This window comes from Propionivibrio dicarboxylicus (assembly GCF_900099695.1).
Lineage (GTDB): Bacteria > Pseudomonadota > Gammaproteobacteria > Burkholderiales > Rhodocyclaceae > Propionivibrio > Propionivibrio dicarboxylicus.
In genome coordinates, this window is the sequence record NZ_FNCY01000005.1 from 196,981 (window position 1) to 222,446 (window position 25,466).

Annotated in this window: 20 protein-coding genes and 1 tRNA gene; 12 read left to right on the forward strand and 9 right to left on the reverse strand. The window is 64.8% G+C overall.

Annotation, left to right across the window (positions count from 1 at the left end; translation table 11 throughout):
• Nucleotides 1–115: 115 nt before the first annotated feature.
• From ygfM to BLR25_RS20945, 3 genes are all read left to right on the forward strand, one after another.
• Nucleotides 116–910, forward strand: a complete 795-nt coding sequence (gene ygfM, locus BLR25_RS08325; protein ID WP_091936456.1) for a molybdopterin-dependent oxidoreductase FAD-binding subunit — start codon at nucleotides 116–118, stop codon at nucleotides 908–910.
• A gap of 1 nt (nucleotide 911) precedes the next feature.
• Complete coding sequence (locus tag BLR25_RS08330; RefSeq protein WP_091936458.1) at nucleotides 912–3,788, forward strand: molybdopterin-dependent oxidoreductase Mo/Fe-S-binding subunit; 2,877 nt, start codon at nucleotides 912–914, stop codon at nucleotides 3,786–3,788.
• Nucleotides 3,789–4,088: 300 nt separating this feature from the next.
• Nucleotides 4,089–4,355, forward strand: a complete 267-nt coding sequence (locus BLR25_RS20945; protein ID WP_143009806.1) for a hypothetical protein — start codon at nucleotides 4,089–4,091, stop codon at nucleotides 4,353–4,355.
• 114 nt (nucleotides 4,356–4,469) lie between these two features.
• On the opposite strand, the gene BLR25_RS08335 is transcribed toward BLR25_RS20945, so the two are convergent.
• Both BLR25_RS08335 and nhaR read right to left on the reverse strand, forming a co-directional pair.
• The gene (locus tag BLR25_RS08335; RefSeq protein WP_091936460.1) at nucleotides 4,470–5,825 is read right to left on the reverse strand and encodes an SLC13 family permease; all 1,356 of its coding nucleotides are present in this window, start codon (nucleotides 5,823–5,825) and stop codon (nucleotides 4,470–4,472) included.
• A 186-nt stretch (nucleotides 5,826–6,011) separates the two neighbouring features.
• Complete coding sequence (gene nhaR / locus BLR25_RS08340) at nucleotides 6,012–6,911, reverse strand: transcriptional activator NhaR (protein ID WP_091936462.1); 900 nt, start codon at nucleotides 6,909–6,911, stop codon at nucleotides 6,012–6,014.
• 149 nt (nucleotides 6,912–7,060) lie between these two features.
• Between nhaR and BLR25_RS08345 the strand changes: the two genes are divergently transcribed.
• The 6 genes from BLR25_RS08345 (at nucleotide 7,061) to BLR25_RS08370 (ending at nucleotide 13,701) form a co-directional block, all read left to right on the forward strand.
• Nucleotides 7,061–7,930 (forward strand): Tim44 domain-containing protein, encoded by an 870-nt coding sequence (locus tag BLR25_RS08345; RefSeq protein WP_091936464.1) that lies wholly within the window; start codon nucleotides 7,061–7,063, stop codon nucleotides 7,928–7,930.
• 54 nt (nucleotides 7,931–7,984) lie between these two features.
• Complete coding sequence (locus BLR25_RS08350; RefSeq protein ID WP_091936466.1) at nucleotides 7,985–8,416, forward strand: universal stress protein; 432 nt, start codon at nucleotides 7,985–7,987, stop codon at nucleotides 8,414–8,416.
• A 75-nt stretch (nucleotides 8,417–8,491) separates the two neighbouring features.
• On the forward strand, nucleotides 8,492–11,287 hold the full coding sequence (locus BLR25_RS08355) for a cation-translocating P-type ATPase (protein ID WP_091936468.1): 2,796 nt from the start codon (nucleotides 8,492–8,494) through the stop codon (nucleotides 11,285–11,287).
• A 171-nt stretch (nucleotides 11,288–11,458) separates the two neighbouring features.
• The gene (locus BLR25_RS08360; protein ID WP_091936470.1) at nucleotides 11,459–11,692 is read left to right on the forward strand and encodes a DUF3567 family protein; all 234 of its coding nucleotides are present in this window, start codon (nucleotides 11,459–11,461) and stop codon (nucleotides 11,690–11,692) included.
• A 13-nt stretch (nucleotides 11,693–11,705) separates the two neighbouring features.
• Nucleotides 11,706–11,900, forward strand: coding sequence for a DUF3460 family protein (locus BLR25_RS08365; protein ID WP_091936472.1), 195 nt, complete (start codon nucleotides 11,706–11,708; stop codon nucleotides 11,898–11,900).
• 172 nt (nucleotides 11,901–12,072) lie between these two features.
• Complete coding sequence (locus BLR25_RS08370; protein WP_245715500.1) at nucleotides 12,073–13,701, forward strand: methyl-accepting chemotaxis protein; 1,629 nt, start codon at nucleotides 12,073–12,075, stop codon at nucleotides 13,699–13,701.
• Nucleotides 13,702–13,707: 6 nt separating this feature from the next.
• Here BLR25_RS08370 and BLR25_RS08375 read toward each other — a convergent pair whose 3' ends face one another.
• From BLR25_RS08375 to BLR25_RS08385, 3 genes are all read right to left on the reverse strand, one after another.
• Nucleotides 13,708–16,311, reverse strand: a complete 2,604-nt coding sequence (locus BLR25_RS08375) for a bifunctional acetate--CoA ligase family protein/GNAT family N-acetyltransferase (RefSeq protein ID WP_091936477.1) — start codon at nucleotides 16,309–16,311, stop codon at nucleotides 13,708–13,710.
• 140 nt (nucleotides 16,312–16,451) lie between these two features.
• Nucleotides 16,452–17,519, reverse strand: coding sequence for a tRNA 2-selenouridine(34) synthase MnmH (gene mnmH, locus BLR25_RS08380; RefSeq protein ID WP_091936479.1), 1,068 nt, complete (start codon nucleotides 17,517–17,519; stop codon nucleotides 16,452–16,454).
• Between the two features lie 4 nt (nucleotides 17,520–17,523).
• Nucleotides 17,524–18,150: an arylesterase gene (locus BLR25_RS08385; RefSeq protein WP_091936481.1), complete on the reverse strand. Its 627-nt coding sequence runs from the start codon at nucleotides 18,148–18,150 to the stop codon at nucleotides 17,524–17,526.
• Here BLR25_RS08385 and BLR25_RS08390 point away from each other — a divergent pair.
• Nucleotides 18,149–18,850, forward strand: a complete 702-nt coding sequence (locus BLR25_RS08390) for an ABC transporter ATP-binding protein (protein WP_091936483.1) — start codon at nucleotides 18,149–18,151, stop codon at nucleotides 18,848–18,850. The two genes, BLR25_RS08385 and BLR25_RS08390, sit on opposite strands and share 2 nt — an antisense overlap.
• Nucleotides 18,851–18,953: 103 nt before the next feature.
• A complete protein-coding gene (locus BLR25_RS08395; RefSeq protein ID WP_091936484.1) occupies nucleotides 18,954–20,552 on the forward strand; it encodes a flagellar assembly protein A in 1,599 nt (532 codons plus the stop codon).
• 76 nt (nucleotides 20,553–20,628) lie between these two features.
• Here the strand turns inward: BLR25_RS08395 and hpnE are convergent, their stop codons facing one another.
• The 3 genes from hpnE to hpnC are packed head-to-tail and all read right to left on the reverse strand — an operon-like array spanning nucleotide 20,629 to nucleotide 23,614.
• Nucleotides 20,629–21,957 (reverse strand): hydroxysqualene dehydroxylase HpnE, encoded by a 1,329-nt coding sequence (gene hpnE, locus BLR25_RS08400; protein ID WP_091936486.1) that lies wholly within the window; start codon nucleotides 21,955–21,957, stop codon nucleotides 20,629–20,631.
• Nucleotides 21,942–22,775 (reverse strand): presqualene diphosphate synthase HpnD, encoded by an 834-nt coding sequence (gene hpnD, locus BLR25_RS08405; protein WP_091936488.1) that lies wholly within the window; start codon nucleotides 22,773–22,775, stop codon nucleotides 21,942–21,944. The genes hpnE and hpnD overlap by 16 nt, the downstream gene beginning before the upstream one ends.
• Before the next feature lie 29 nt (nucleotides 22,776–22,804).
• Nucleotides 22,805–23,614, reverse strand: a complete 810-nt coding sequence (hpnC, locus tag BLR25_RS08410) for a squalene synthase HpnC (protein WP_091936489.1) — start codon at nucleotides 23,612–23,614, stop codon at nucleotides 22,805–22,807.
• 109 nt (nucleotides 23,615–23,723) lie between these two features.
• On the opposite strand from hpnC, the gene BLR25_RS08415 reads away from it, so the two are divergent.
• Nucleotides 23,724–23,808 (forward strand) — tRNA-Leu (locus BLR25_RS08415).
• Between the two features lie 76 nt (nucleotides 23,809–23,884).
• Here BLR25_RS08415 and BLR25_RS08420 read toward each other — a convergent pair.
• Entirely contained in the window at nucleotides 23,885–25,450 is a 1,566-nt protein-coding gene (locus BLR25_RS08420) for a DHA2 family efflux MFS transporter permease subunit (protein ID WP_091936491.1), read from the reverse strand.
• Nucleotides 25,451–25,466 lie beyond the last annotated feature (16 nt).

A 25,466-nucleotide genomic window follows, 5' to 3' on the forward strand; every position in this document is an offset into this window, starting at 1 on the left:
ATTCCGCATGAAAAGCGAGTAAAGTGGCCGCCTCGCCGCCGATCGGGGCGGACGAGGGGCGACGACAAGCTTCCGCGCCGGGTTCTGGCGCGGGAAGGCAGAACCGGAGTGGATAATGATCGAACAATTCCTGAAGCCCGCGACAGTGGACGAGGCCGTCCGACTCAAGCGGCAGTACGGCGACAAGGCCGTTTTCATGGCGGGCGGCAGCAAACTGAACGCTGCGCCGACGCGTACCGACAAAAAAGTGGCGATTTCGCTGGCCGGCCTGCGGCTCGATGCCGTCGCGCTCGACAATGGCCAGCTTCGCCTCGGCGCTACCCTGACGCTGCAGCAGTTGATCGACGATTCGCGCGTGCCGGTGGCGCTGCGCGAAGCCGCCGGTTTCGTCTATTCCCGCAACTTGCGCAACCAGTCGACGCTCGGCGGCGAGCTCTGTGCGAAACAGGACGAAGCGGTGCTGACGCCGGTACTGCTCGCGCTCGATGCCGAACTGATCTACGCCGATGGCGCCGTTGTCGCGCTTGAACGCTTTCTTGCCGGCGGCGCCGATTCGGCCGATGCGCTGCTGGTGGCGCTGCGGCTTCCCGATCCCGAACGGCCCTGCGCGACGCGCAAGGTGGCGCGCTCGGTGGCCGGACTGCGCGTGCTGACCGCTGCCGTGGCCTTGAGTTCGGCCGGACCGTGCATCGCCGTCGAAGGCGTGACACCCACGCCGCTGCGCCTGCGCGATATCGAAGCGCGTGCGCTCAACGATGCCGCGCTCGAACAGGCGGTCAGCGCCGCCGTCGCGCCGGAAGACGATCTGCGCGGCAGCGTCGCCTACAAGCGCTATATCGCCGGGATCGTCGTCGCCGATCTGCTGGCCGATCTGTCGTCCGGTACGCCAACGGCGCGGAAGGAGATTTGAGATGACGATCCGTTTTTCGCTCAACGGTTGCGCGCGTGAATTCGTCGGCAAGGCCGGTGAGAATGTGCAGTCGCTGCTCTTCGGCCTTGGTCTGCGTTCAGTGCGCAACAGCGACGATGGCTTTGGCTTTGCCGGGTCGGATTCGATCCGCGTCAATGGCCGCATCGTCAATGCGTCGCTGCTGATCGCCGCGCAACTCGACGGCGCCGTCGTCGAGACGGCCGAGTCGCTCGGGACCTGGAACCAGCTCAGCATCGTCCAGCAGGCGATGATCGACACCGGGGTGGTGCAATCGGGCTACAACGATCCGGCGCTGGCGCTGATCCTGACCGATCTGCTCGAACGCTGTCCGGAACCGACGCGCGAGGAGATCGAAGACGCGCTGTCGGGGCTGTATAACCGCGATGGCGGGTATCAGCAGATCTTCGAAGCGGTCGAACTGGCGCAGCGGCGCCTCGGCGATCCGATGGCCGCGACGACGACAATTCCGGAATTCCGCGACGATCTCGTGCATATCGGCAAGGCCTATCCCAAGCTCGATGCCGCCAAGGTCTTGCAGGCCAAGCCGAGCTTCGTCGAGGACGATATTCCGGCGAACACGGCGATCATCAAGATGTTGCGTTCGCCGTATCCGCATGCGCTGATCAAGCGCCTCGACGTCAGCCGCGCCGAGCAGTTGCCCGGCGTGTTGCTGGTGATCACGCATCAGAACTGTCCCGATGTCGTCTATACGCCCGCCGGACAGACCGCGCCCGAACCGTCGCCGCTCGATCGCCGCATGTTCAGTCGCAAGCTGCGTCACGTCGGCGACCGCGTCGCTGCCGTCGTCGCCGAGACCGAGGCGATCGCGCTGGAAGCGCTCGCCCTGATCGAGGTCGACTACGAGGTGCTGGCGCCGGTGATGTCGATCGACGCGGCGGCAGCGCCCGGCGCCCCTGTTGTTCATGACGAGCGCATCGACTACGTGGCCGGCGCGCCGGCCGATCTCGCCGAGCAGAATGCGAGCGCCGCGCCCCGCGACGAGCGGATGGTCTTCAATTTCCCGATCGGCGCGCGTCCGCGCGAGAACATCGTCGCCCAGGTGCATGGCAAGATCGGCGACCCCGTCGCCGGCTTCGCCGAGGCCGACGCGATCATCGAGCGTACCTATGCCTCGAAGCAGGTACAGCATAGCCCGAACGAACCGCACATCTGCCACACCTACATGGATGGCGACCGGCTTGTCGTGCGCGCCTCGACACAGGTGCCGTGGCACATCCGCCGCCAGGTGTCGCGCATCGTCGGCATGAAACAGAACAAGGTGCATGTGATCAAGCAGCGCGTCGGCGGCGGTTTCGGCTCGAAGCAGGACATGCTGCTCGAGGAAGTCTGCGCCTGGGCGACCTGCGTCACCGGCCGCTCGGTGCTCTTCCGCTATACGCGCGAAGAGGAATTCATCGCGTGTTCGTCACGCCACGTCGCCCAGGTGACGGTGCGCGTCGGCGCGAAAAAGGACGGCCGCATTACCGCCGTCCACATGGATTTCAAGGCCAACACCGGGCCCTACGGCAACCACGCGATGACCGTGCCGTGCAATGGTCCCGGCCTGTCGCTGCCGCTCTATCCCTGCGACAACGTCAGCTTCAAGGTCACCACCTATTACTCGAACATCTGTCCGAATGGCGCCTTCCAGGGCTACGGCGCGCCGAAGGGCAACTTCGCGCTGACCATGGCGATCAGCGAACTTGCCGCCGAACTGGGACTCGACGCGCTCGAGATGATCGAGAAGAACCGCGTGCAGGAAGGCCAGGCGCTCAAGGTCATGAAGGCGGTCAGCGAAGGCAAGGTACCGGCGGCAGTGCCGACGGCGGCGAGCTGCGCGCTGACGCCGATCATCGCCAAGGGGCGCGAACTGATCGAATGGGACAAGCCGCGTCCGCCGCAGGGCGACTGGCGTTTCGGTCGCGGCATGGCGATCATCATGCAGAAGTCCGGCATTCCCGATATCGACCAGGCCAACTGCCTCGTCAAGCTCGAGTCCGACGGCACCTTCATCGTGCTCTCGGGCGGGGCCGATATCGGTACCGGCCTCGATACCGTCGTTGCCAAGCTGACCGCCGAAGTGCTGTGCTGCCCGATCGAGCACGTCACCGTCGTTTCCGGCGACACCGACCACACGCTTTTCGACAAGGGCGCTTACGCGTCGTCCGGCACCTGCTATTCGGGCAATGCCGCCAAGCTGGCGGCCGAGGCCCTGCGCGCCAAGATCCTGTTCCACGGCGCGCAGATGCTCGGCGAAGCCGAAACCGACGTGCAACTCGTCGCGCCGGGCGTCGTGCAGGGCAAGCAGGGCGCCGTCAGTCTGGCGCAGATTGCGCATCGCTCGGAATCGGGTACCGGCTTCGGCGTTCTCGTCGGCACGGCGAGCTTCGTTACGCCGAAGTACTGTTTCCCCTACGGCGCGAATTTCGCCGAGGTCGCGGTCAATGTGCGCAGCGGCGAAATCCGGCTCGAGAAGTTCTATGCCTTGCTCGATTGCGGTACGCCGGTGAATCCGGAACTTGCCCTGGGGCAGATCTACGGCGCCTCGATGCGCGCGATCGGCCATTCGTTGACCGAGGAAATCGTCTATGACGCGAGCGGCGTGCCGCTGACGCGCGATCTGCGCAGCTATGGCGCGCCCAAGATCGGCGATATCCCGAAGGACTTCCGCGCCTTCATGATCGGCAGCGACGACCAGGTCGGTCCGTATGGCGCCAAGTCGATCTCGGAGATCGGTGTCAACGGCGCCGCACCGAGCATCGCGCAGGCGATCCACCACGCCTGCGGCGTCTGGTTGCGCGAATGGCATTTCACGCCGGAGAAGATCCTGAAGGGACTCGGCAAGATTCCGGCATAGCCGATGGCCGATGTGCCGGCGCAAGGCGCCGGTATGGAACGCACGGGAAGCGATCGCGAGATCGCTTCTTTTTTTTGCGCGCAGACACGCGCTCGATCGATCACCTCGGCGGCCGAGTGAGTGTGCGTGTGTCGAGGGCGATGCCGTGCTGCCGAATCCTGGCATGTTCGAATTCGCACGAAAGACCGCCGCGGCTTTTTGCAAAGGCGTAATATGCAAAACGCAATGCATGCGTCATCAATTTTCGCCGGGCGGTCAACTGCCGGCGTGTCACATCAGTCCATTCGGGAAAACAAAACCATGAAACCAGTTCTGCATGCAGTTCCAGTTCTTGTCGCGCTTTTTCTTGCCCACGGTTCGGCTTTTGCCTATAGCGGCTCCGAGTGCGAAGTGAATGATTGTTCGAAGCCGGGGCCGGCCAAGGGCGCCGCGGCGACGAAGGCCACGCCGAAAACGAAAGCCGAGGTGAAGGAGGCGGTGAAGGAAGAGGCCAAGACGCAGGGTAAGGCCAAACTGCTGGAAAACGCGCCGTCCGCGCTGAAGGATGCTGCCGGGTTTTTCAAGTAAGGGTTTTACTGCCGGCAGCGGTCCGTGCTGCGGCGCATTGAAGGCCGGGTTTCGTTGGACGAAAAAAAGCCTGCGGCGGATGCCGCAGGCTTTTTTGCTTGGTTCGGTCGCTGATTAGAAGCCGAGGAAACCGAAGAAGACGAGACAGATGATGCCGCCGACCACCGACATGGAGAGACCCCAGACCAGCAGGTTGCGGAACAGCTTGGCCTTGTCTTCGTGATCGCCGGCGCAGGCGATACAGAGCGCGCCGAGCGTCGAGAGCGGCGAGGTGTCGACGAGGTGGGCACCGACGTTGATCGACGAGATCATCGCGATCGGATCGCCACCGCCCAGTTCCTTGACGAGGCCCGGAACCATCGGCAGGAACATCGGCATGACGACGCCCGAGGAACTCGAGTAGGCCGAGATGATGCCGGTGACGAAGGCCAGCGTGCCGTTGACCGTGGTCGGGTTCGACACGGCTGCGATCAGCGTGACGAAGGCGTTGAGGCCGCCCGACTTGTCCATGACTTCGATCAGCACGGTCATGCCGCAGACCATCATGATCACGCCCCAGGGCACGACCTTGACGGCAGCCTTGCTGTCGCCCGAGCCGGTGAGCATCAGGACGCAGGAGAGCACGAAGGCGATGGTACCGACGTTCGAGATGACGTTGGCGAGCCACGCGTTGGCCTTGAAGAAGGGCTTCAAGGGGCCAAGACCCGGCAGCACGACGAAGACGATCAGCAGCGCGACCATGGCCAGCGTCAGCAGCTGGTGCTTGTTGAAGGGCTCGGGTTTCGGTGCCAGTTCGTCGATGTTGAGGTCGGCGCCCTTTTGACGGCTCATCCAGGCCCAACCGCCGAGGAGGAAGAAGCCGCCGATGTTGGCGATGCCCTGGGCAACGGTCGAGTTGAAGTGGATCTTCCAGGCGAGACCGTTCAGCGCGTCGGGCATGATGCCCAGGCCGCCGGCCATCTTGGCGATGATGCCGTTGGAGATGATGCCGGTCGGGGCGAACGGCGAGAATGCAGCGCCGTTGGCAGCACCGACGACGACGAGCGTCATCAGGAAGGCGGAGAGGCCGACGCGGGTGGCAATCGCCATCGCGACCGGTGCCATCAGCGCGGTACCGGCGATGTTGCCCGGCCCGATGGTCGTGATGAAGGTGGTCAGCAGATAGACGATGATCGGCACCAGCGCGGTGTTACCGCCGCAAGCACGAACCGAATAGGCTGTCAGCTTTTCCATGGTCCCGTTGGTCTGTGCCATGCCGAAGAGGAAGGTCACGCCGACAAGGATCATGAACAGGCTGGTCGGGAAGTAGTTGAGCACTTTCGCGCCCGACACACCGCCCCAGACACCGGCAACGATGATGGCAAAGCCGATGGCCAGGAAGCCAACGTTCAGATCTTCGTTGATACAGCTGATGATCACCACGATCAGCAGCGCAACGATAGATATGATTGCTACTAGGGAAATATCCACTTGCACCTCCTCAGAAAATTAAACAAAACTGCCAAATTTTGAAAACAGCATCCCCTAACGACCGTTCTGCCTGAGGAGACACGGTCGCTATGTTTGCTTGTAGCGGATTTTAGGAACTACGGTAAGACAGGTTGGCCAATATACGCGCTCTGGCGTGCGGATCAATTTCGGTATTCCACATTCGTGTCAGCCGAAGATGTCCTCGCGCGCCGCTTTGCTGATGGCCACAATGGCAGGATGGGTGAGGCGTCGCTCGGTGGTGATCGCGTAGAGCCGTTCGATGACCGTGTCGATGCGACCGATCGCGACGGTTTTGTATTGTTCGCAAACGTGGCTCGCCAGCGTGGTCGGCGCGACGAAGAGTCCGGCGCCGGCTTGTCCGAAAGCTTTCATGAGCGCGCTGTCGTCGAATTCACCGAGGATCTCCGGACGTAGACCATTGGTCTCGAACCACTGGATGAGTTGCGGCCGGATGGCGGCGTCTTCGCCCGGCAACAGGAGCGGGGCGCCGTTCAGGCAGGTCGGGAATTTGCCGCGCAACTGTCCGGCTAGATGCTCGGTGCCGAAAAAGGTGATGCCGCTCTCGCCGAGCAGGTGGCTGTAGCCGCGCACGTTCAGGTTTGCAGGCATCGGGCGGTCGGCGATGATCATGTCGAGATGGTGAATCGCCAGTTCGGCAAGCAGCGCGGCGAGTCGGCCTTCGCGACAGATCAGTCGCACCGGTTCGCTGAGGCGCAGCGCCGGTTCGACAAGGTGATAGGCGATCGATTTCGACACCGAGTCGGCGATGCCGACGCGGAAGGTCAGGCTCTTCCGGCTTTTCTGGACGTGCAGCGCGTCAATGAGTTCGTTGCTGATCGCGAAAATTTCTTCGGCATAACTCAGGATTCTTCGGCCGGCTTCGGTGAGTTCGCGATTGCGCCCGGTGCGGCGGAAAAGTTCGACGCCGAGCCGCTCTTCGAATTCGGTCAGCTGTCCGCTGATCGATTGTGGTGTCAGGTGTAATTGTTCCGAGGCGCGGGCGATGCTGCCGGTCTTGGCGACCGTCCAGAAGTATTTCAGATGCTTGAAATTGAGGTTGTCCATGGCACGCTCCCGGGATTATTAGTAGCAGCGATAGTAATGTCGAAAAACTCGATGCTTTTGCTCATTATATTCGACTTGTTAGATGCTTTTTCATCGCCTAGCATTGATTCAGGAAGTTGTTTTATAGCCCATATTTTTTGGAGATGCGGATGAAAAAAGCTTTTCTGGCGATCTTTGCACTGGTTGTCGCCCTGGGTCTTTCAATCGAGAACGCCGAAGCCGCCCGTTTGGGGGGCGGCAGGTCGGTCGGCATGCAGCGGCAGGCGGTGACGCCGAAGCCGGCGGCGCCGGTGCAACAGGCCGCGCCGACGCGTCCTGCCACGCCGGCCACGGCGCCGGCGCCCGCGGCAACACCGAAGCGCAACTGGCTCGGGCCGATCGCCGGTCTGGCTGCCGGTCTTGGCATCGCCGCGCTGTTGTCGCACTTCGGTTTCGGCGAAGGCTTGGCCAACGTGGTGATGATCGCCTTGCTGGCGATGGCGGCGCTGGTCGTCTTCAGGCTGATCTTCCGGCGCCCGGCGAAAGCGCCGGAAGAACCGTTGCAGTACGCAGGGGCGAATCCGGGTTCAACTCCGGGCGGAGAACCGGCCTACGCCCCGCCGCAAGCCGCCTTCCCCGGCGGCGCGGGGGAAACCTCAGGGTATGTGCCGGCCGATTTTGACGTCGAGGGCTTCCTGCGTGTGGCCAAACTCAATTTCGTCCGTCTGCAGGCGGCGAACGATGCCGGCGACGTCCGCGATCTCGATGAGTTCCTGGTGCCGGCGCTCGGTGCCGAGATTCGCCGACAGATCACCGAACGCGGCGGCGACAAGCAGCAGACCGATGTCGTCACGCTCAATGCCGAGTTGCTCGAAGTGGTTACCGAAGGGGGGCAGCATATCGCCAGCGTTCATTTCAGTGGCATGGTACGCGAACGGCCCGACGCAGCAGCCGAGCCGTTCAGCGAAGTGTGGCATCTCGCCAAACCGACGGATGGCAGCTCGGGATGGCGGGTTGCTGGAATCCAGCAGGTGAGTTGAAGTCCGAGAGTCTTGCTTGCGGGAGGGTTCCGTCATCAACGCAAGGAGGTCGTCATGAAAAGAGTCTTGATTCCCGTCGACGGTTCGGAATGCGCTTTGCGCGCCGTGTCGCTGGTGATCGACAAGCGCTCGCGTTATGCCGATCCGGAGGGCCTGGATATCCACCTGGTGAATGTCCAGCCCCCGCTTTCCCACGATATCAGCCGTTTCGCCTCGCATGAGCAGATCGCCGCCTTTCACCGCGACGAGAGCGAGTCTCAGATGAAAACCGCCCGCGAACTGCTCGACGCGGCGCAGGTGCAATACACATGTCATTGCTCGGTCGGGCATCCCGCCGAGGTCATCTGTGCGCTCGCCGAGCACCTTGCCTGCGATCAGATCGTCATGGGAACGCATGGGCGGACGGCGCTGGTTGAGTTGTTGCTCGGGTCGATTACACTGAAAGTGCTTCATCTCACAAAGATTCCCGTATTGCTCGTCAAGTAGCGAGGGGTCAGGACAGGGGTTTCCGCCACGGCGGAGGCGTCGGGCCGTCCCGACATTCCTGGCGAGGATGATGTCATGCGAACCGAATTCGATCGAAACGCTTACAAAAGGACGATCGACAGCCTGGTCTCCGCTTTCGAGACCGATGCCCAGCGCGGATTGAGCGACGGGGAGGCGAAGGCGCGGCTGGCGCAGTTCGGCAGCAACGAACTACGCCAGCATCCGCGTCCCGGTTTCTGGGCGCTGTTGTGGGATCAGTTCAACAACTATCTGGTGATCATTCTGATTGCCGCCGCACTCATCTCGCTGGCGCTCGGCGAATATGTCGATTCGCTGGCGATCATGATCATCGTCGCGCTCAATGCGGTGATCGGCGTCGTTCAGGAGTCGAAAGCGGAACAGGCGCTCGAAGCACTGCAGAAGATGTCGGCGCCGCATGCCGAGGTCATGCGCGACGGCAGCATCGTCGTCATCCCCGGGCGCGAGATCGTTCCCGGTGACATTGTCATTCTCGAGGCCGGCAACTTCGTGCCGGCTGATTTGCGCCTGATCGAGAGCGTCAATCTGAAGATCGAGGAAGCTTCGCTGACGGGCGAGTCGGTGCCGGTCGAAAAGAATGCGGCGCTGGTGCTCGACGATGAGGTCGCGCTTGGCGATCGTCGCAATCTGGCGTTCATGGGTACGCTCATCACCTACGGCCGTGCCCGCGGCCTCGTCGTGGCAACGGGCATGAACACCGAGATCGGGCTGATCGCCGAGATGATCCAGTCTTTCGAGGCGGAAGAAACGCCGCTGCAGCGGAATCTTGCGCACCTCGGCAGGATTCTCGGTTCGGCCTGTCTCGTCATCTGCGCGCTGGTCTTCCTCTACGGCCTGTTCCGCGATACGCACCTCGCCGTCGCGTTCCAGGGCGACCTGGTCGGCTACTTCCAGAATGAGAAGAAGGACATCATCAACCTCTTCATGACGGCGGTGAGCCTGGCGATTGCCGCCGTGCCCGAGGGCTTGCCGGCGATCGTGACGATCTGCCTGGCGCTCGGCATGCAGCGCATGATCCGGCAGAACGCGCTGATCCGCAAGCTGCCGGCGGTCGAGACCTTGGGATGCGCGACGGTGGTGTGCTCGGACAAGACGGGGACGCTGACGCAGAACGAGATGACGGTGGTCGAGGGGTTTTCCGGCGGGCGACGTTTCCGCATCAGCGGTGAAGGCTATGCGCCGTTCGGTGCATTTTCGAACGATGCCGGCGTGTTCGAGGCAACTGGCGATCCGGATGTCGCCGCCCTGCTGGTCGGTGGGCTGGCATGCAATGATGCGTGGCTGGAAGCGCAGACGGCGCAAGAGAGTTCCGCGGCCTGGCGGATCATTGGCGATCCGACCGAGGGCGCGTTGGTTGTCGCTGCGGCGAAGGCCGGTCATTCGCGTGACGCGGTGGCGGCGCGTTTGCCGCGCGTGCAGGAGATTCCCTTCGATTCCGAACGCAAGCGCATGAGCACGATTCACCGTGTCGCTGCCGCGTCGCCCATGCCTGTGGGCGATGCGCCGTATCTCGCCATCGTCAAGGGGGCGCCGGATGTGGTGCTCGATTTGTGCACGCGCGCGTTGGTCGATGGCGTCGCGGTGCCGCTGACCGAGACCTTGCGCGAAGACATCCGGGCCGGCAACCATGCCATGGCCTGTCGCGCTCTGCGCGTGCTGGCGGTGGCCAGCCGTCCGCTGGCTGAATTGCCGGCGTCGCCGACGCCCGAAACGCTCGAAAACGACCTCGTCTTCATCGGGCTGCTCGGGATGATCGATCCGGCCCGTCCGGAGGTTGTCGAGGCCTTGCAGGTGGCGCATCGCGCCGGTCTCAAGTGCGTGATGGTGACCGGCGATTACAAGGATACGGCCGAGGCGATCGCGCGTGATATCGGCATGCTGACGCCGGGCGGCATCGTGCTGACCGGCGCCGAGATCGAGAAGCTCGACGATGCGACGCTGGCGGCCAAGGCCGCCGATCTGCAGGTATGTTGCCGCGTTTCTCCGCAGCACAAGACGCGCATCGTCGATGCGTTCAAGGCCAACGGTCATGTCGTCGCGATGACCGGCGACGGCGTCAATGATGCGCCGGCGTTGAAGCGCGCCAACATCGGCGTGGCCATGGGCATCACCGGCACCGACGTGGCCAAGCAGACGGCCGACATGGTGCTGACCGACGACAATTTCGCCAGCATCATCGCGGCGATCCGGCAGGGGCGGATCATCTATTCGAATATCCGCAAATTCGTCTATTTCCTGCTGGCCTGCAACATCGGCGAGATCCTGATCATCTTCGGCGCCATGCTTTTCGGCTTGCCGATTCCCTTGCGGCCGGTGCAACTGCTTTGGCTCAACCTAGTCAGCGACGGCGCGCCGGCCCTGGCGCTCGGCATGGAAAAAGGCGACCCGGACATCATGGAGCAGCCGCCGCGTCCGCCGGGCGAGCCGGTGATCAACCGCAACATGGCTTTCGGCATCGCCGTCGTCGGGCTGGTCGATACCATCGCTGTGCTGACGGTCTTCACGCTCGCGCTCGGGCGCTATCCCGATCATCTGGCCGCGGTGCAAACCATCGCCTTTATGACATTGTGCATTTCGGAGTTGTTGCGCGCGCTCACCGCGCGGTCGGAGACGCACAGCATCCTGAGTATCGGCTGGAGCAGCAACCGCTGGATGCTCTGGGCGCTGGCAGGGTCCTTGCTGCTGGTGTTGATCGTGGTGTACGTCCCCTTCCTGCAGCCGGTCTTCGATACGGTGCCGCCGGGGTGGAGCGACTGGCTGCTGATGACGCCGTTTTTCTTCGCTTCGCCGATTGCGATGGAATTGGTGAAGCTGCATTTTCGCCGCGCCTGAGAGAAGGGCTGGCGGCGCCGCGACAGCGCCCGACTGAACTTGTCGGCCGGGTGCCTGTCCGATGCGTTGACGGTGGTACGCGACACCGTCTTGAAATGGCAACAAACGGACGCATCTTCCTTAATGACCCGGTTCGATGTCTGCCGGGATAGAGATCAGAAAGGAATCGTCATGAACATCGTCTACGACAGCGACAACTATGCCATCGTCGCATTTCCGACACGGCAAGCGTTCGAGTTGGTCGATAAGGCATCGAGTCGCAGTCTCTTCGTCCAGGGGTCGATTGCCTTGGGCCTGCGTTCGGCCATCGATAACATTCCCGACGAGGACCGCGATCAGGAATCGATTGATGCGCTGCTCGACGATTTTTGCGCTGGCGTGGCGCGCCCAATCGCCATTCACTGACAGGAGGATAACCGTGGCGGCGCCCTATGAATCCGAGTTCACGCTATTTCTGCGTGACATGAAATCGCGTCATCCCGAGTGGTCCGAGCAGCAGCGAGCCGGTCGTGCCCTCTTGTGGGAGAAGAATGTCGATTTCGACGAGTTGCGTCGCTTCGCCGAAGCCAGCGTGCCGCCCTCGCCATGCCGTTACGATATCCGGCGCACTTGAAAATAGTACCTTTTCATACTCAAGTTTCGTGAGGAGGGCGCCGTTGTCAACGGCGCCCTCCGTTTTTTTACATTGTGGAATCCCACAATGGGAGTGTGTGAATATTCATATATAATTATTACTTTAGTCGTATTGGTATTCTGGCCTGAGGAGTAAGGCAATGATTGATCGGATGAGACTTAAGACAAAGATTGCCCTGCTGGTGTTGGCCGCCCTGGTCGGTTTGTTGGCACTGACGGGTTTGTCGGCGGTGAAAACGCGACAGGATCTGCTCGAGTCCAAGAAGGAAACGATTCAGTCGGTCCTCGAAGGCGTCGAAGCGACGCTGATTGCCTATCAGAGGGAAGAAGCGGCCGGCAAGATGACGCGCGAACAGGCGCAGAAGGCCGCGACCGAGGTGATCTCGATGATCCGCTACGGCGGTCAGGACGGGAAATCCGAATACGTTTATGCCTACACGACCGAGGGCTACGGTGTTTATCACGTTGCCAAGGACCGGATCGGCAAACCCTTGTTCGACACGGTCAAGGACCCCAAGGGCAATTACACGGTGCGCGATATCGTCGCCAAGGCCAAAGGCACGCCGAGCGGCGCCTATCTCTATACGCTGACGGCGCGGCCGGGCGAGAAGGAACCGATCGACAAGCTCGGCTACGTCAAGCTGTTCGAGCCGTGGTCGTGGGTGATCGGCACCGGCGTTTATGTTGATGACATTGAGACGGAGTTCCGGCGGCGCTTGATCTCCGATCTGGCCATCGCCTTTGGTCTGCTGGCGATCATCGCCTGGCTCGGCTTCGTCATCGCGCGCGGCGTCATTCGCCAGGTCGGCGGCGAACCGGCCGATGCCATCCGCTTCATGGCGCGTGTGTCGGACGGCGATCTTTCCGGCGACATGCCGGATGTCATGGCCGGCAGCATGCTCGATTCGATGGGTAACATGGTTCGCTCGCTGCGCAAGATGGTCAGCGAGATCGGCGAGAATTCGCTGCGTTTGTCGAAGGGTTCCGATCACATCAGCACCGCTTCGCGTGAAGTGGCGACGGCCGCGCAGAAGCAGTCGGATGCGACCTCGGCGATGGCCGCAGCCATTGAGGAACTGACTGTCAGCATCAATCACATTTCCGAGAACGCCCGCGATTCGCAGCAGAATTCCGCGCACTCCGTGCAACTCTCCGAGGCCGGGTTCGAGCGCGTGCAGACGGCGAGCGAGGAAATCAACGGCATTGCGTCGGTGGTCAGCGACGCGGCTACCCGCGTGCGCAAGCTCGAAGAACGCGCCAACCAGATTTCGTCGATTGCCGGTGTCATCAAGGAAATCGCCGGGCAGACCAACTTGCTGGCGCTCAATGCCGCCATCGAGGCAGCGCGGGCGGGCGAGCAGGGACGCGGTTTCGCCGTGGTGGCGGACGAGGTGCGCAAACTGGCCGAACGGACCTCCCTGGCAACGGTGGAAATCGAAGAGATGATCGCCGGCATCCAGTCGGATACCGTTCAGGTTGCCGGTGTCATGGATGCGGCACTGCCGCAGGTGGATTCCGGCGTGACGGCGGCGCAGTCGGCCGCCGAGTCCTTGCGCCAGATCAAGGAGTCGTCCGAGCGCACGCTCGAGCGTATCCGCGAAGTCGCCGATTCGACGCAGGAACAAAGCGTCGCCAGCGACAGCATCGCGCAGAAGGTCGAAGAGATTGCCTCGATGGTCGAAGAGACGACGGCGGCAATGTCGGCGAACGCCGAAACGGCGAGCGACATGGAACGGATCGCCGGCGAACTCAACCAGCTGGTCGGCCGCTTCCGCTGCTAACTGTACTTAGACGTCCAGCGCACGGCTGATGCGCTGGATCGTCGAGTCTTCCGGGTCGGGGTGGCTGCTGAAGCCGAGCGCCCCGGCCAGGCGCAGCATCTTTGCGTTCATTGCCAGCACGTCGCCGACCATGCGGCGGATCCCCTTTTCCTGCGCTTCTTCGATCAGTGCCGCCATCAACTGGCGGCCGATACCGCGTTTCTGCCACGCGTCGGCGACGACCAGGGCGAACTCCGCCGTTTCGCCATCGGCGCAGACGACGTAACGGGCGACACCGATCACGCGTTCCGTCTTCCCCTCGGCGATCGTCGCCAGCAGCGCCATTTCCCTGGCATAGTCGATTTGCGTGAAGCGGATGAGGGTCGCCGGCGTCAGTTCACGCAGCGCGTCCATGAAGCGGTAATACTTGCTCTCGTCCGAGAGGTGGCGGACGAATTCCTGCTCGATGTCGGCGTCTTCCGGGGCGATCGGACGCAGGGTGATGCGTTCCCCGTCAGGCAGCACCCAGTCGCGCACCCAGTGCAGCGGGTACGGCGCGATGGCGGGGCGGGGATGCGGCGCCTGCCGCGTCTCGGCGGCGAGCGTGATGTCGATCTCGGCGGCGAGGGCGCCGAGCGCATCGATGCGCAGGCGTCCGATGTCGAGCGCATCGAGCGACGCGTTCTGGCTGCAGAGCAGCGAGACGCCGAGCAGCACCGCTTCGAGCGCCAGCGCGGCGCCGATGGTGAGTGCCGGAAGATGCGCCGATGCGATCAGGTCCTGTGCCTGCAGCCGGTCGAGCGGGAGCAGCGCCAGCGCCTGGGGCGCCCACGGATCGGCGCGTCCGAGCCGCAGCGTCGGGCCGAAATGCGCGTCCTGACGGACGCTGAGCTGCAACATGATGGCCTGCGGTCGGTCGGGATCGGCTTCGACCCAGAGTCCGTCGATCGTGCCTTCCGGCGTCGTCGCGCGTGTTGCGGCAAGCAGCGCGTCGAAGGCTGCTCGCACGGCGCCGACCGAGTCGGCACGGCGTGTCATCGTGGCCGCCGGCGAGGACGGGGCGGCGTCGGCGCGCAGGATGACCGGGAACCCGGCCTGCAGGGCGGCGGCGATCGCCTCGTTCGGTGTCTGCGTCCGTGTGACCACCGGCGTGTCGATGCCGACGCTACGCAGCACGGCATGGCGCTCGCCGCAGCTCAGGCGGGTGCGGCCTTGCTGCCGCGCGGCGTCGATCAGCAGCCGGGCGCCGTCGGCCTCGCGCCATGGCGGCAGGCCGGTCGGCGTTGGAATCCGGCGCAAGCGTGCCTGTTGCCGGAAGTCTTCGGCAAGCAGCGCAAACGCGTCGATGGCGGCTTCCGGCGTCTCGAAGGCGGGGATGCCGTGGCGCCGCAGCAGTTGTCGTCCGGCGACACCGGCCGAACTGCCGGTCCAGCCGGCCAGCATCGGCTTGTCGGTCTTGGCCGCGGCATCGGTCAGGACGCGGCTCAGCTTGTGCGGCGGGGTCGGGGCTTGCGCGGCGAGGACGCTCAGGATGACGTCGACGGCATCGTCGGCGAGCAGCGCCTCGACGGTTTTGCGCAGGGCGTAGGGCGTGTCGTCGCGCGATAGTTGAATCGCGCCCTCGAGCGTTCGCCCGGCACCTTGCGCGGCGGCGAGCGCCTTGCGCGTGCTCGTCGCGAAGGACGCCAGCGCGAGGCCGCGTTCGGCGGCACGGGTGCTTGCCAGCGCTCCGCTGGCCGGGTCGTCGGCGACGATGGCCAGTTGCGTTCCGCCTGTCAGGCGCCCGCGTACGAGGATCGTCGCGGCGTCGAGCCATTCGCCGAGGCTGCGTACGCGCACCGCGCCGGCGCGCCGCAGTGCGGCCTCGAGGACGGCGTCATCGATCGGGGCGTTCGCGTCGGTCGTTCGCAAGGCGACGACCGGCTTGGTTCGCGTCGTCGCGCGCAGGGCGCTCATGAAGGCGCGCGCGTCGTCGATGCGGTCGAGATGCAGCAGGATGCCGAGCGTCAGCGGATCGCTGGCGAGATAGTCGAGTATTTCGGGCGTCGCGATGTCCTTGGCCGCGCCGGTCACGATGACGCTGGAAAATCCGGTTTCGGCCTTGGCGGCGTGGTCAAGCATGGCGCTGCACAGGGCCGGCGACGAGGTGACGAGGGCGAGGCGGCCGGCTTTGACGGCCGGGCCGGCGGTCGCCGCGTGCAGGCCGATGTCGGGTCGCAGGATGCCGGCGTTGTCCGGGCCGAGGACGCGGATGCCGAGTCCGCGGGCGATTTTCAGGGTGCGTCGTTCGAGCCGCGTTCCGGTTTCGGCCAGTCCGGCATAGGGCGTGACGAGGATGACGCCGGCGATGCCGCATTTGCCGCACTGCTTGAGGATGTCTGGGATCGTCGCCGCTGCCGTGCAAATGACGGCTACATCGATCGGCGCACCGATTTCGCCGAGCGTCTTGTAGGCGGGAACGCCGAAAATGGCGTCATGGCGTGGATTGACCGGATACAGGCGCCCGGCGTAACCGGCGTTCTGGAGATTGCGGAAGACGACCATGCCGATCGCGTGCTCACGCTCGGAGGCGCCGACGACGGCCACCGAGTTCGCTGCGAACAGGCGGGTGAGAGGATGTCGATCCTGCATTGCGCTCCGGACTCCTGCAAACGACGAAGATGACAAGAGAATGCTGCGGACGGGGACTGCGGGAGGATGCCACTGCCAGTGTTCGGGCAAAGTAGCACAGAAGCCTGCGGCTGTCTTGCAGTGCGCTGCCTGCCGGCGTCTTAAGCGGCCGGCGGGAGCACGTCGGCGTCGTCGATGATATGGGCAGCCAGCGCGTCGATGCTGGCGGCGTCGAGATCGGCGGGGGTATAGGTTTTCGGCGTGCCGAATCCGGAGAAGTTGCGCTCCTGCGAGCGCTGGTAGAGCGGGTCGTAGTGGCGTTGCAGCAGTTCGGCGACGAGCGTGCGCCAGTGCCCGGCGTGCGCGTAGGCTTTCCACTGCGCCAGCGTTTCGCGGCTGTGCAGATCGCGCAGGGCGTCGAGACGCGCGTCGAGGGCGGCCGGGTCGGCGACGAAATAGTCGTAGTCCCGCAGCAGGAATTCGACGCGGGCGTCGAAGGGCGCGTCGATGCGGACGCAGGCGCTTGCCCGGATGCGTTCGAGCAGGGGCGTCGGCAGGAAGACCTGGCCGATCTTGCGGCTCTCGGCTTCGACATAGACGGGGCGGGCCGGATCGAAGGGTGCCAGCGTCGCCAGCAACAGCGTCTCGAACCGTTTTTGCGAAGGTTGCGGGGTGTCGGGCAGCACGCCGAGGACCGAGCCCTTGTGGCAGGCCAGCGCCTCGAGATCGAGCACCTGCTGGCCTTGCCGCGCCAGCGCCTGGAGCAGGCGGCTCTTGGCATTGCCGGTGGCGCCGCCGATGACGGTGAAGCCGAACTGTGCCGGCAGCGTCTCGAGCTGATCGATGACGTGCCGGCGGTAGGCCTTGTAACCGCCGTCGAGTTGGGCCGCGTTCCAGCCGACGCGGCGCAGCACGTGCGTCATCGCGCCGCTGCGTTCGCCGCCGCGCCAACACATGATCAGCGGGCGCCACTGGCGTGGCCGCGTCAGGAAGCTTTCGCGCAGGTGGCGGGCAATACTCTCCGCGATGTAGGCGGCGCCGAGCTTCTTGGCTTCGAAGGGCGACAGTTGCTTGTACATCGTGCCGATCTCGATGCGTTGATCGTTGTCGAGCACGGGGTAGTTGATCGCGCCGGGAATATGGTCCTCGGCGAATTCCGCCGGGGTGCGCACGTCGATGATGTCGTCGAAGGCATCGCGTTCGTCGATGCCGGCAATGCCGTTTTTCATCGCTCTATTTTAACAGGGGTTCGAGCCGCTTCCAGACGCTTTCCATCAGGATCGGCTGGGCTTCGGCGGTCGGGTGCAGCGCGTCGGCCTGGAACAGCTCACGGCGCGTGGCGATCCCTTCGAGCAGGAAATCGACGGCGGCAAGGCGGCGCTGTTTGGCGATGTCGGTGAAGGTCTGCGCGAACTCGTCGGCATAGCGGCCGTAATTGGGCGGCAGGCGCTGACCGACGAGCAGCACGCGGGCTTTGGCTTTCTGCGCCGCATCGATCATCGCCAGCAGGTTGTCGCGCAAGGTCGCGAGAGGCAGTCCGCGCAGGCCGTCGTTGCTGCCGAGCGCGATGATGACGATCGCCGGTCCATGACGTTCGAGTGCGGCCGGCAGGCGCGAGCGGCCGCCGCTGGAAGTCTCGCCCGAGATGCTGGCGTTGACGACGGTATAATCGGGGTGCTTTTCCTGCAGGCGCTTGGCAAGCAGCGATGGCCAGGCGGCTTCCTGGCGGATGCCGTACCCCGCCGAGAGCGAGTCGCCGAAGACGAGGATGGTGCGTGCGGCCCAGGCGGCCAGGGGCTGGCCGAGGATGAACAGGACGAGAAGGCAGCGGAGCAGACGGAGCGAGGACGGTCTGAGCATGGACAAAACGGAGGGCAGGGTGATCGGGAATCCGGTGATTGAAGTCTTCGGCGTGAGCAAGCACGTCGATAACGGCGGCGAAGCGCTGGTCATTCTGCACGAGAATTCTTTCGCTGTGGGCACCGGCGAGAGCGTGGCGATCGTCGGTGCGTCGGGCTCGGGCAAGTCGACGCTGCTCGGCTTGCTGGCCGGGCTCGATCTGCCGAGCGCCGGCCGCATCGTGCTGGCGGGACAGGATCTGGCGCGCCTCGACGAAGACGCGCGCGCCGTGTTGCGCGGGCGGGTGCTTGGTTTCGTCTTCCAGTCGTTCCAGTTGCTGCCGTCGCTGACGGCGCTTGAAAACGTCATGCTGCCGCTGGAACTGGCCGGCGTCGTGGCGGCGCGGTCGACGGCCCTGGCGTGGCTCGAACGCGTCGGGCTGTCGCATCGCCTGAATCATTATCCGAAACACCTTTCCGGCGGCGAGCAGCAGCGGGTGGCACTGGCCCGTGCCTTCGCGCCGCAGCCGCTGCTGATCCTCGCCGACGAACCGACCGGCAATCTCGATGCGGCGACGGGACACCAGATCATTGAACTGATGTTTGAAATCAATGCCGAACGGCAGACGACGCTGATTCTCGTGACTCATGACGAAGAAATAGCCGCGCGTTGCGAACGGCGGCTGCGCATGCATGGCGGTAGCATTGCCGAGCTTGCGTGAGTATGACTTTGGTAATAGAGGTGGCGACCTTCCGATGGGCCGGTTAGAATGAGGTGACAGGCCGCCTGTCGATCGGTAGCGCGGTGGACGTTTCGGAGGGCGTATGGCGGGGTATCCCGGCTTGACCTTGTCGGAAGATGGTTCGCGTCTCATCGCGAGCGTAGTGCCGGTGGCGGAGCGGCCGGCGCTGGATGCGGATGCCTTGCGGGCGTTGATCCTTGGCGCGGGCTATGCCGATTGGTTTCTCTTGGATGCGGCGCTGGTGTCGCTGTTGCTCGCTTGCCAGCAAGGGCGCGAATGCCGTGATCTGGCGATCGGAGAGCGGCGCGATGGGAGCTTCACGCTTGAGGTCGCGCCCGATGCCACGCATGTCTGGTTGAAGATCGAGCCGGCCTGTGGTGGCAAGCGCATCGATTCGGACGAAGTCTTTATCGCTCTCGGGGCGGCCGGCGTCACCTTCGGCATCGACGCGCCGGCGATAACCGCGGCATGTGCGGCCAACCTCGCCGGACGCTTCGAGGTGGCCAGGGCGGTCCCCGCCATCGACGGCGAGGACGGCAGTTTCGAGCTTCTGGTCAGCGATGCGCGCAATCGTTCGCCGCAGGTCAATGACAAGGGACTGATCGATTTTCGCGACCTCGGCGATATTCCAACCGTGACGGCCGACCAGCCGCTGATGCGACGGCGTCCGCCGACGCGCGGCAAGCCGGGTTGCAACGTGCGCGGCGGCGCCATTCTGGCGCGCGACGGTGCCAGCGTCGCTTTCGCCGATCATCTCGAAGGCGCTTATGTCGATCCCGCCGATCCCGATCTTCTGCGCGCCACCTACAGCGGCCAGCCGGTCTGCGGTGAAAAAGGCGTCAGCGTCGAGAACGTGCTGCGTGTGCGCAACGTCAACATGGCGACCGGCAACATCGGCTTCGACGGCACGGTCGTCGTCGAGGGCGAAGTGCTGCCGGGGATGAAGGTTAACGCGACCGGCGACATCATTGTCGCATCGGTCGTCGACGGCGCCATGCTCAATGCCGGCGGCGACATTAGCATCGGCGGCGGCGCCATTGCCAAGGCCAACATCCGGGCCGGCGGTGCCGTGACGGTACGCTTTGTCGAGAGCGCCGAGATCTATGCCGGCACGACGCTGGCGGTCGAGGATTCGGCGTTGCAGGCCGATCTGCAGGCCAACAACCAGATCCTCGTCGGTGTCAAGAATCCGCGCGGCAAGCTGTCCGGCGGATCGGCGCGGGCGATGCTGTTGATCCAGGCGCCGGTACTCGGCGCCGCGACCGGTGGCGTGACGCAGCTCGTGCTCGGCGTCAATCCGGTGCTCGATGCGGAGTACAAGGCGCTGCTTCAGTCGATCGAGACGCGCAAGGAAGAGGAAGACAAACTCGACAAGCTGGCCAAACACCTCGTCAAGCAGGGCGACAAGAGCGGCATGCTCGAACGGGTCAATGCCTCGCGCCAGTCGGTGATCCAGGCCTGGGGTAAGCTGTTGCCGGAGCGCGAGGCGCTCGAGAAACAACTCGCGCAGATTGCCGACGCGCAGGTTCAGATCGGCGTCGAAGTGGCCGGCGCGGTCGATCTCGGTTTCGGCAAGAAGCAGTTGCGTCTACGCCGCAGTCTGCCGGCCGGGACGGTGTCGCTGCAGGGCGACCAGTTCATCTTCACCGATCCGGGCGGGACGGAAACGCCGCTCGTTTGAGGCAGTGCGCCGGGTTGGGGTCCTGTAGCCTGTTTCGATAGGGATCGTGTGGCTCGCGAGCCCTGCCGAAATAGGATCAGCCGGATGCCAGGATACCGCGCGCGGCAGCGATGCCGCTGCGCACCGCGCCTTCGAGCGTGCCGGGGTAATCGGCATAGACGTAGTCGCCGGCGAGCCACAGGCCGGGCAGCGCCGTCTGCGGCGTCGGTCGTGGCAGGCCCGGGCGGCACGAGAAAGTGGCGCGGCGTTCGCGCAACACGCGATGCCAGCGCGGCGACGGCAGATCGTGTCCAAGGGCCGCTTCGAGTTCGCCGTGCAGTGCTCGGCAGAGTTCATCGTCATCGAGGCGGTCCCACGCCCCTTCGGCGCTGAGGACGAAACTGACGAGTCCGCGCGGGCCGCCGAGCGTGCCGCGGTCGAAGGCCCACTGGCCGAGGCGCTCGTGTCTGCTGCTTTCGAGGCCGAGCATCGGCTCGGGCAGCGTGATGTCGTCGGGATAGCCGAGGTAGGCGCAGCCGATCGGTTCGTGCGCATACGCCGAAAGCATGGCGGCGGTCGCCGCCGTTTCCGCCTGTCCGGCGAGCAGTTGCGCGGCATGGCGCGGCGCCGTGGCGATCACGATGTGCGCGAACGGCTCGCCGTCGATGGCCAGCGGCGGCTCGATCGCGCGCACGCGTGTGCCGAGGCGGATCTCGGCGCCTCGGGCGTTGAGGCAGCGGGCGGCGGCGTCGGGAAACACCTGGCCGAGGTCGGTCGTCGGCAGCAGCAAGTCGGTCGCCTCGGCGCTGCCGCCGAGACTGTCGCGCAGGACATTGGCAAAGACCTGCGCCGAGGCGATCTCCGGCGCCGTGTTGAGCGCGGCCAGGCACAACGGTTCCCACATCAGCCGGCGCAGGACGCCGCGCTGGCCGTGTCGGTCGAGCAGTTCAGCAACGCTGATGTCCTGATCGAGGCGGTAGGCGCGGGCCTCCAGCACACGCATGAAACGCACGGCGGCGAGCTTCTCGCCCAGGCCGCAGCCGCGCGCGCCGGCGAGGCCCAGAGCGAGGTGCCAGGGTGCCGGCAGGCGCGGCAGGCGCAGCCGGAAACCGTCGCGTGGCTGTGTCAGCGACAGCGGCAATCGGCGCAGGCAGGTTTCGGGCGCGGCGCCGACGGTGCGCATCAGGCGCAGCGTCTCGCGGTAGGCGCCGAGCAGGATATGCTGACCGTTGTCGAGCGGCAGGTCGTTGATGACGACCCGGCGAGCGCGGCCGCCGAGCTGACGCGCCGATTCGAACAGCGTCACGCCAGCGCCGGCGGTGGCGAGTTCGATGGCGGCGGCAAGACCGGCCCAGCCGCCGCCGACGACGGCGATGCGCGCGGTGCCGGTCGTCGTGGAGGGGGGCGGAGTCAGCGGCTGCGCCATGTGCGCCAGGCGATCCAGAGTTTGCGCAGCGGTGACAGCGAGGTGCGCTCGCTCAGCACGCGTTCGCCATCGCGCTTGATTTCGTCGAGCGTGGCCCGATAGATTTCCGCCATGATGAGGCCCGGGCGTTGCGCCTGGCGGTCCTCCTCGGGCAGCTGGCGCAGCGCCTCCGCGTAATAGGATTCGGCGCGCTCGATCTGGAAGGTGATCAGCTGGCGGAAGGCCTCGCTGCGCCGCCCGTCGAGGAGGTCGGCCTCGCTCACGCCGAAGCGCTCGAGTTCGTCCTGCGGCAGGTAGATGCGGCCGCGGCGCGCGTCCTCGCCGACGTCGCGGATGATGTTGGTCAGTTGCAGTGCGATGCCAAGGTCATGGGCGTAGCGCAGCGTGCGACGGTTTTCGTAGCCGAAGATTTCGGCGGCGAGCAGGCCGACGACACTGGCGACGCGGTAGCAGTAGAGCGAGAGCGACTTGAAATCGGGGTAGCGCGTCTGCTGCAGATCCATTTCCATGCCGTCGATGATTTCGAGCAGCAGTTCCTGCGGCAGCGAAAAATGCGGCAGGACCGCTTGCAGCGCCTGTGTCACCGGGTGTTGCGGCTGGCCGGCGTAGAGGCGGTCGAGCTCGTCGCGCCAGTCGGCGAGTTGGGCGGCGGCGAGTGCCGCGTCGGGCGTTTCATCAACGACATCGTCCACTTCGCGGCAGAAGGCGTAGAGCGCCGTGATCGCGCGTCGCCGCTCGGGCGTCAGGAAGCGGAAGCTGGCGTAGAAACTGGAGCCGCTGGCGGCGGCTTTTTGCTGGCAGTAATCGTCGGGCGTCATGGTCATTCCTTGCTTCACGGGGCGGCGCCTCAGAGGGCGAGGCTGCGCAGGGCCATGAGCGCCCAGTCCCAGGCCCCGAGTTTCGGGCGGTGGCGGAAGACGTCGCCGCGCGTCTGGCCGATGCGTTCGAGGATGCGCAGTCCGCCCTGTGCCGTCAGGCGAATTTCCCAGCCCATGCGGCCAGGGAGTTGGCGCACCAGCGGCAGGCCTTCGAGCATCAGGGCACGGGTACGGGCGAGTTCCAAGTCGATGAGCTCGGCCCAGTGCGGCGTCCAGCGAGCAGCGTCGATCTGGGCTTCGTCGATGCCGAAACGGGCGAGGTCGTCTTGCGGGAGATAGATGCGCTGCTTGTCCCAGTCGATGGCGATGTCCTGCCAGAAGTTGGCGAGCTGCAGCGCCGTGCAGATGCAGTCGGAGCGGTGCAGGTTGTCGGCATCGGCGCGGTCGACGAGATACAGCAGCAGGCGGCCGACCGGGTTGGCCGAGCGGCGGCAGTAGTCGAGCAGTTCGGGATAGTCGGCGTAGCGTTTCTTGACGACGTCCTGGGCGAAGGCATCGAGCAGGTCGCGGAAGGGGGTCAGTGGCAGCTTCCAGGCGGCGATGACGCCGGCGAGATCGCGGAAGATCGGTGAATCGCCGGGGGTGCCGCGCTCGATTGCGTCGAGTTCCGCCTGGTAGACGGCCAGCGCCTGCAGGCGGGTATCGGCGTCGGCATCGCCTTCGTCGGCGATGTCGTCGGCACTGCGGGCGAAGCGATAGATCGCTTCGATCGGCTGGCGGAGCGTCTTGGGCAGGAGCAGCGAAGCAACCGGGAAATTTTCGTAGTGGTCGACGGGCATGGTGAAACCGGCGTGCGTGATGGCCGGGACGGCTGGCGGCAAAGCCGCGCGCTGCGGTCGCGGCGGGCTGACAGTATAGAGGGTTCTCGGGTAGAATGCGCGGCCGGACGCGAGAGTGGCGAAATTGGTAGACGCACTGGATTTAGGTTCCAGCGGAGCAATCCGTGGGGGTTCGAGTCCCCCCTTTCGCACCAGGCAGCATTAGCTTCAAAAAAACCGGCTGAAATCGGATCAGCCGGTTTTTTTATGGATCGGCGTCGAATCCGCCGTTCAGTGCGCGCCGCCGGCGTCGGCCGCGGCGCCATGTACCGGTCGCGCCCACCAGACGATCGGGATCAGCAGTAGGAACAGCACGGCGGAGGCCGCGAAGACCTCGTTGGCGCTGAGCATGAAGGCCTGTTGATCGACCATGCGGTTGATATAACCGAGACTTTGCTCCGGGCTCATGCCGAGTGCGCCGAGCCCGTTGATCGCCTGCTGCGTCGGGAAACTCGATCGGGTGATCGATTCGACGAGTTGCGCGTGGTGTTCGGTGGCGTGGTGTTCCCACAGCGTCGTCGCGATCGAGGTGCCGAAGGCGCCGGCGGTGATGCGGGCGAAGTTGGACAGGCCCGAGGCCGCCGGGATCATCTGCGGGGCGAGACCGGAGAGCGTCAGCGTCACCAGCGGGATGAAGAAGAAGGCCATGGCGATGCCCTGGACCACCGTCGGGATGAGCAGCGTTTCGACATCGACGCTGGTGTTGAAGCGCGAGCGCAGCCAGAGGACGAGCGCGAAGGTGACGAAGGCGACCGTCGCGTAGCGGCGCGGGTCGTTGTGCTGGATGGTCTTGCCGACGATCGGCGTGATCAGGATGGCGAGCAGGCCGACCGGCGCCATGATGAAGCCGGCCCAGGTGGCGGTGTAGCCCATGTGTTGCTGCAGCCACAGCGGCAGCAGGACGACGTTGCCGAAGAAGGCGCCGTAGCCGAGCGAGAGCGCCAGCGTGCCGACCCAGAAGTTGCGCCGGGCGAAGAGGTGCAGGTCGACGACGGGGTGCGCCTCGTTGAGTTCCCAGATCAGGAAGAAGAGGAAGCCGACCAGCGCGATCAGGGCGAGCACGGTGATCTCGGTCGAGGCGAACCAGTCGAGGTCCTTGCCCTTGTCGAGCATGATCTGCAGCGCGCCAACCCAGACGACGAGCGCGGCGAGGCCGACGCTGTCGATCGGCAGCTTGCGCGTCGGCGTTTCGCGCGAGCGGTAGATGCTCCAGGTGAGCGCCGTCGACACGAGTCCGACCGGGATGTTGATGTAGAAGATCCACGGCCAGCTCATGTTGTCGGTGATCCAGCCGCCGAGCAGCGGTCCCATCACCGGGGCCACCAGCGTCGTCATCGACCACAGGGCGAGGGCGATGCCGGCCTTGGTGCGCGGATAGCTCTGCAGCAGCAGGGCCTGCGACAGCGGGATCATCGGTCCGGCGACGAGGCCCTGCAGGATGCGGAAGAAGATCAGCAGGCCGAGGCTCGGCGCCAGGCCGCAGAGGAAGGAGGCGAGGACGAACAGGGCGGTGCTCAGCGTGAACAGCCGCACCATGCCGAAGCGCTGTGTCAGCCAGCCGGTCAGCGGCACGGCGATGGCGTTCGAAACCGCGAAACTGGTGATCACCCAGGTGCCCTGGTTGGGGCTGACGCCGAAATCGCCGGCGATGGCCGGGATCGAGACGTTGGCGATCGACGAGTCGAGCACGTTCATGAAGGTGGCCAGCGACAGCGCCACCGTGCCGAGAATGAGCTGTCCGCCGCTCAGCGGTTGCGGCTGGGCGGGCGGCGCAGAAGGGGTTGGACGTTCGCTCACGACGGGATTCCTGTGC

Excerpts from the sequence above, each read along its gene's own strand:
- ygfM (WP_091936456.1), top strand. The coding sequence starts at position 116 with ATGATCGAACAATTCCTGAAGCCCGCGACAGTGGACGAGGCCGTCCGA.
- BLR25_RS08330 (WP_091936458.1), top strand. The coding sequence starts at position 912 with ATGACGATCCGTTTTTCGCTCAACGGTTGCGCGCGTGAATTCGTCGGC.
- BLR25_RS20945 (WP_143009806.1), top strand. The coding sequence starts at position 4,089 with ATGAAACCAGTTCTGCATGCAGTTCCAGTTCTTGTCGCGCTTTTTCTT.
- nhaR (WP_091936462.1), bottom strand. The coding sequence starts at position 6,911 with ATGGACAACCTCAATTTCAAGCATCTGAAATACTTCTGGACGGTCGCC.
- BLR25_RS08345 (WP_091936464.1), top strand. The coding sequence starts at position 7,061 with ATGAAAAAAGCTTTTCTGGCGATCTTTGCACTGGTTGTCGCCCTGGGT.
- BLR25_RS08350 (WP_091936466.1), top strand. The coding sequence starts at position 7,985 with ATGAAAAGAGTCTTGATTCCCGTCGACGGTTCGGAATGCGCTTTGCGC.
- BLR25_RS08355 (WP_091936468.1), top strand. The coding sequence starts at position 8,492 with ATGCGAACCGAATTCGATCGAAACGCTTACAAAAGGACGATCGACAGC.
- BLR25_RS08360 (WP_091936470.1), top strand. The coding sequence starts at position 11,459 with ATGAACATCGTCTACGACAGCGACAACTATGCCATCGTCGCATTTCCG.
- BLR25_RS08370 (WP_245715500.1), top strand. The coding sequence starts at position 12,073 with ATGAGACTTAAGACAAAGATTGCCCTGCTGGTGTTGGCCGCCCTGGTC.
- BLR25_RS08375 (WP_091936477.1), bottom strand. The coding sequence starts at position 16,311 with ATGCAGGATCGACATCCTCTCACCCGCCTGTTCGCAGCGAACTCGGTG.
- mnmH (WP_091936479.1), bottom strand. The coding sequence starts at position 17,519 with ATGAAAAACGGCATTGCCGGCATCGACGAACGCGATGCCTTCGACGAC.
- BLR25_RS08390 (WP_091936483.1), top strand. The coding sequence starts at position 18,149 with ATGGACAAAACGGAGGGCAGGGTGATCGGGAATCCGGTGATTGAAGTC.
- BLR25_RS08385 (WP_091936481.1), bottom strand. The coding sequence starts at position 18,150 with ATGCTCAGACCGTCCTCGCTCCGTCTGCTCCGCTGCCTTCTCGTCCTG.
- BLR25_RS08395 (WP_091936484.1), top strand. The coding sequence starts at position 18,954 with ATGGCGGGGTATCCCGGCTTGACCTTGTCGGAAGATGGTTCGCGTCTC.
- hpnE (WP_091936486.1), bottom strand. The coding sequence starts at position 21,957 with ATGGCGCAGCCGCTGACTCCGCCCCCCTCCACGACGACCGGCACCGCG.
- hpnD (WP_091936488.1), bottom strand. The coding sequence starts at position 22,775 with ATGACGCCCGACGATTACTGCCAGCAAAAAGCCGCCGCCAGCGGCTCC.
- hpnC (WP_091936489.1), bottom strand. The coding sequence starts at position 23,614 with ATGCCCGTCGACCACTACGAAAATTTCCCGGTTGCTTCGCTGCTCCTG.